The organism is Mesorhizobium sp. M1A.F.Ca.IN.020.04.1.1 (assembly GCF_003997315.1).
GTDB lineage: Bacteria > Pseudomonadota > Alphaproteobacteria > Rhizobiales > Rhizobiaceae > Mesorhizobium.
Map to the genome: position 1 here is coordinate 1 of NZ_RZSN01000258.1, position 5,535 is coordinate 5,535.

Sequence of the window (5,535 nt, forward strand, 5' to 3'; positions counted from 1 at the left end):
ATATGAGCAACGAGATTGTACGCCGTGTCGCCGCAGGCAGTGCACTTCCTGGGTAGCTGCTAACGAACTCGGCGAGTTCAGATATGGCCCGCACTGAGATACTCCAATATATCCGCTTGTTTCGCGACAGGGCTTCGGCTGTTTTGCCCACCGCGGGAGGCGTGCTTTGCTAACGCCAGTCCGGCTTCGACAGGTCGGTTCGGCCGAGTGTACCATCTCCCATGCAATCCGCGTGCCACCTAAAACGTTGTGTACGAGAAGGGGCAACTGCATGTGCTTCGCACGTCAGCGGAATACTTGTACCCTGGTGTGCCGGTTTCCGAACAATTCGGAGGCACAAACTCCTCACGCTCGCTGATGGGGTGGACGGCGCCCGCAACTGCATCATTCTCGTGAGAGGCGTGCCAAGATGGCTGCTGTCGAGCACTCATCTGAAGGAGCACCGTCCATGGAAAAGACTGACATCGAACTCAATGCTGCCACCGTCGGCCTCGATCTGGCCAAGCATGTCTTCCAGCTCCACGCTGTCGACGCTGCCGGCCGTGTCGTCATGTCTCGTGCGCTGCGGCGCAAAGATGTGCTGGCATTCTTCGAGCGTCTACCGTCGTGCCTGATCGGCATGGAAGCATGCGGCACGGCTCATCATTGGGCTCGCGAACTGGCAAGTTTTGGCCATGACGTGCGGCTGATGCCGCCAGCGTATGTGAAAGCCTACGTGCGTCGCCAGAAGAACGACGCCGCTGATGCAGCGGCCATCTGCGAGGCAGTGACCCGGCCCTCCATGCGCTTTGTACCGGTGCGATCGGTCGAGAACCAGGCTGCGCTCATGCACCATAAGGTGCGCGAACTTTTGGTGGCACAGCGTACGCAACTGCTCAATGCCCTGCGCAGCCATCTGGCCGAGATCGGGATCATCGCCGCGCAGGCACCGAACAATGCTCGTGCTCTGGCGGTTCTCATCATGGAAAGCAACGACATGATCCCGGCGATCGTACGCTCCGCGCTTTTGCCTGTCGTGCGTCGGCTGAACGAACTCGATCATGAGATCGGACAAAGCGATCAGGCCATTCTGGCTCTCGCCAGAGCCGATGGGACCGCGCGCCGTCTGATGAGCGTTCCTGGCATCGGTCCGTCACCGCCTCTGCGCTTGCCGCAAGTATCCAGGATATGTCCGCCTTCTCGGGCCCGAGTGTGTTCGCGGCCTTCCTCGGGCTAATGCCCCGGCAAAGTTCATCAGGCGGCAAGGAGCGGCCTGGGGCGAGTTTCCAAGATGGGAAACCGGTATCTGCGCAAGCTGCTCGTTGTCTGCGCTCACGCGGTCCTCTTCCATCGCAAACGTTGCAGCGATTAGAGACCAAGCCGTTCAAGCTTGTCGCCGTGGCGACCGCCAACAAGCTCGCCCGCTCGCCTTCGCGCTCATGCGTAATGACGCACGCTATGCCGCCACGCCGGCGTAACGGAAAAAACGGCTGAGGCCGCGGTCCAGAATCGAGGGTGACAATGACCGTGATGGGAACAGACGAGGACATATCCCGAAGCCTGCAACGTAGTCGGAGCTTCGAGCTCGTTCTCTTGATCAGGCCAATGGATCAGCGGACACCATCAGGGCCAGCGGTCACAGTACTGCAACAACAGGCCGGAGACATGACCGCACCCGCGAACGTCCCATTGCCGAAAACAAACCCTTGATCGGCGGGCGCCGTCCAGACATGACTATGTTGTATTGCTCGGCGGATCGCCTCTGCCACTGTTGTGGCGCAGGCGACGACGCCGAACATAGTGTGGGGTCCGATTTGAGCATGTGGCGACCTGCGCCGGCTTGTATATGTCGCCTTCGCCATCGGCGCCTGTGCCCGGGCAGTGGGCGGGCGGTCAGTCGGACCGCCCGTGCCGGTTTGGTCCCCAAGTCCACTGGTCCTTCATGCCGGCCGTACCAGTTGGCACGATCCCGAGTGTAGCTGCTCAATGGCAGACGCGGCAGTATCCAGGTGGAGAATCGACGTGCGTCAGCTTTGGGGAATACCGACTCCGAAATACCGCGTGTAGGCAACATCGAGCATGCGATTGATTAAGCTTGAGAAGCTATATCCGGCGGCCCTCGCGACCAGGGGATAAAAGCTGTTCGTCCCGAGCGCCGGCATGGAGTTGATCTCCAGGACAAACGGCCGGCCGGAACGGTCGATCCGGAGGTCAACGCGGGCGTAGTCCCGGCATTGGCAGGCACGAAAGGCCGCAACCGAAATATCCCGCAGGGCCGTCGCAAGCTTACTATCGATCCGCGCCGGGCAGATAGCCTGCGGCGCCGCGACTGCCATGTGCTGCTTGTCTTCCCAACTCACAATTCGCGATTCGCGGTCGCCGAAGTCCTGCTCCACTAGAGGCAACACCTCCGGTTCTTTGTTTCCGAGTAGCGCGACGTATATTTCCCGCCCGTCGATGTATTCTTCCACGAGGGCATCCTGTGCATATTGCGTGACGATCACTTCCACGGCTTGCCGCAACTGTGCAGGTTCATGTACGAGCTGCAATCCGCAGCTGAGGGATTCGTGTCGCGGCTTCACTACCACTGGGTATCGCAGGTCGCCAGTACTCTCGGTGCCGCGTCGCATCACGCGGAAGTTCGGAGTTGGGACACCGCGATCGCGAATGAGCCTTTTGGTAATAACCTTGTCAAGCGCCAGCCCATGCCCGAGCGGGCTCGATCCAGTGTACGGGACGCCGGCCATCTCGAGCATGGCTGGAACGTGGGTGAGACGAGAATCGCCTTGGATTCCAGCGGCCATGTTGAAGACCATTCCGGAGGGCCGGGCTTGCGGATCGGGTGGCATGAACCGCTCGAGCGTAGCGAGCAGCCCTTTGTCCCCTTCGCACAGCAGCGTCTCGTGGCCTCTCCCTTGCAGCGCCCCCACGATGTTTTCGAGCATCTTGCGACCGTATTCTTCCTGACAAGGGTTACCGAACCGGTTGATCACGCCCGTATGATCATGATTCCACACGACTGCTACTCGCATAATCCACTCCTTTGATGGTTGCCCGCTATACGTCGCTCGGATTCTCCGATCGAGGTGAACAGCTTGCCGGGACCCTGTGTCTCAACCGTCTCCCTGCAATCGGCGTGCCACGAAGAGGTTGTGCTGACTAGACTGGAACGCATGTGGTTAGCGTAGCAGCGGCGGAATACTTACCTCAGCGTGTCGGCTTGCGAACATGGACGTCTTCAACCCGACGTGAGTGGACCCGACAATTTGAATTCTGAATGATCAGCTTCGCCTCTCACGCCAAGTCGGACTGCTGCGCGACAATGCAACTCGCTATTGCGAGTTAGTAACGATGCTGTCCGTATCGGAGCATGGCGTAGATGTTGGCTACAGCTACCAAACGCGGCAGACTCATGCCCCGTGTACGGCGTGTCTTGTGTCGAATCAGCGCCCTGCACATGTCGAGAGCCATTGGGTCGATGCGCCGCTCGCTCCCGTCTCGTCGACTTGTCTGCGCACATGGATCAGCTTCGCCCGCCACCGTAGCTCAAGACCAGGCATGCCCTAACGTTCAACATGGATCACCCGAATGGGCGCGCAGGTCAGCTTCGCCCGGCGGCGCGGAGATGTAGCAGGACGCGTAAATATAGCCGGTCGTGCGCTCTAGGTGATCTTCCATACCGAGTTTTCTCATACCCTTCAGGATTGCCCGCCGTTCCGCCCGTGTGGAGAAGCGGCGCTGGCGCTGTCTGAACTGGGCTGCCAGTTTGGTTTCCAACCCGAAGCCCTCAAGAGCCGTGGCGATCTTATCGTAACTGAAGGGGTGCATTGCGAAGGCGACGACCCACGGGCGTGAGGTCGCCGAGGCGTCATAGACGCGTGCAAACGTTCGCTCGGTGGCGTAGCCCACACAGCCTGTGCTGATGATGATGTCTGATTCGACGAGGGCGCAGCGTTCCTTAACGCTCAAATCGCGGGATTCCAAATCTGCCGGGATGCCAGACTCCAGCAGGCCCATGCTCTGCGCATATTTAACAGCCCGGAATGAGGGGTCCACGCCGATGAACTGGATGTCATCGCGGAGACCACGATCTCGAAAGAAAGCGCGATGCTCGATCTCCTGTCGGCCCGAGAGCGATCCTCCGGATTTCAGGTAGGCAGCATACAGATCATCGAGATCGAGGTCCGTGCGAAGTAGCGCAGCGTTTATGCCATAGGAACAACCGACGTCCACGATTTTCAGCTTAGTCTTTTTTCGAACGCGTCGGTACTTGGCGAATATCCCTTCGAAGACCGGCTTAGCCCGATCTGAAATCACATAATCTAGGGCCAGATGCGCGCGAAAATAGGCATGCGGCCAAGTGCGGTTGTACGCTCCCGTAAAATCATGCTTGGTTCCCTGAATGCTGCCGCGCTTTGCATCTGCTGCCGCCATTGTCCACCTCACTGACCTCTGGCCTCGGGGTCGCAGCCAATGAATAAGATGGTTCTGCCTAAGGCGGACAGGAGCAGCGAGCGAACTCTAGCAGCCGTGGATTTGCCGATCCCCGCCTTCCCACGGAATGCGTTCTGGCACTGATCTGACATCTGTTTTCCTTCTTTCCTCGAGGGACGCGAGGTGTCCCACGGCATGAAGATCGGTCGGCAGCCCTGCCGCCTCGCGACAATTGAGCTTCAAAGGTCGTGCCAACTGCGCAAAAGGGCCACAGCAAAAAGATGTTTTGCCTAATGATCAAAGCTTTAAGTGAGAGTGCAGCTGATAGCCACGCAGCACTCCACCGTGACTGGTATGCGACAGACCCGACAATCACTGATGGATTTGCCGACCGAACCCATATGGATTCACGAACGGCGCGATCTGTGTACCGACGCGCGTCGATCTCGCCCAGCGGTTTAGCACCTAGCCGGTCAAATACCACAAACCTGCTGGTCGAAGAAGCAATCGAGGAGACTGTCCCCTTATTCCGGACGCCCAACCGGTAAAAAACACGTGAAGCACACATCACCAAGCGCTCTGTCAGCTCATGTGCTCTATTGCGATCCACCTGAAAATGGGGAGCGCCGATCCACGTGACGGAATTGGGGGTCCCGGTCGCGGTTCGAGCTCAGGCTCGAGGGCTTGGCGCCCTGCTATGCCGCGACACCACCGAGAAACCCACCAATTCAGTCGTGTAACAGGTCCTTCAAACAAATTTACAGAACCTTTGCGACTGCAGGTCGCTGACGCTGGTACTTAGTACGTGTCCGGGGTCGCACGGCTACAAAGCTGAAGCCTGTTTACGCTGAGACCGCCGCACAGCACGCAATGGAGGTCATCGCCAATGGAACAGAGAGCGCTCATCCTGATTGAAGGCCATCCAAGGGATACAGGCCTGCGGTACGTCCAAGCGGCTCAGCGTCTTGGTCTTCGTCCAATTACCCTGTCGGCCCACCCAACTCAATACGATTATCTTGCGGCCGAAAAGCTTGAGGCAATCCAAGTCGATTCAGGCAATCTTGATGCGCTGATCCGCGAATGTTCCCGGTTAAGCGTGAGGTATGACATTGCTGGCATTAC

General features: G+C 58.6%; 2 protein-coding genes and 2 pseudogenes. 2 read left to right on the plus strand and 2 right to left on the minus strand.

Features of this window, described 5'->3' with window-relative positions; all coding sequences use genetic code 11:
* Positions 1–448 precede the first annotated feature (448 nt).
* Positions 449–1,457 (plus strand): annotated as a pseudogene (locus EOA49_RS29730) (IS110 family transposase).
* Positions 1,458–2,006: 549 nt separating this feature from the next.
* Here EOA49_RS29730 and EOA49_RS29735 read toward each other — a convergent pair.
* Together EOA49_RS29735 and EOA49_RS29740 are read right to left on the minus strand one after the other, a co-directional pair.
* Positions 2,007–3,011: an ATP-grasp domain-containing protein gene (locus tag EOA49_RS29735; RefSeq protein ID WP_127241858.1), complete on the minus strand. Its 1,005-nt coding sequence runs from the start codon at positions 3,009–3,011 to the stop codon at positions 2,007–2,009.
* Between the two features lie 538 nt (positions 3,012–3,549).
* Positions 3,550–4,413: a hypothetical protein gene (locus EOA49_RS29740; protein ID WP_127241859.1), complete on the minus strand. Its 864-nt coding sequence runs from the start codon at positions 4,411–4,413 to the stop codon at positions 3,550–3,552.
* 886 nt (positions 4,414–5,299) lie between these two features.
* On the opposite strand from EOA49_RS29740, the pseudogene EOA49_RS33185 reads away from it, so the two are divergent.
* Positions 5,300–5,535, plus strand: a pseudogene (locus tag EOA49_RS33185) (hypothetical protein); the annotation flags it as partial.

Excerpts from the sequence above, each read along its gene's own strand:
- EOA49_RS29735 (WP_127241858.1), bottom strand. The coding sequence starts at position 3,011 with ATGCGAGTAGCAGTCGTGTGGAATCATGATCATACGGGCGTGATCAAC.
- EOA49_RS29740 (WP_127241859.1), bottom strand. The coding sequence starts at position 4,413 with ATGGCGGCAGCAGATGCAAAGCGCGGCAGCATTCAGGGAACCAAGCAT.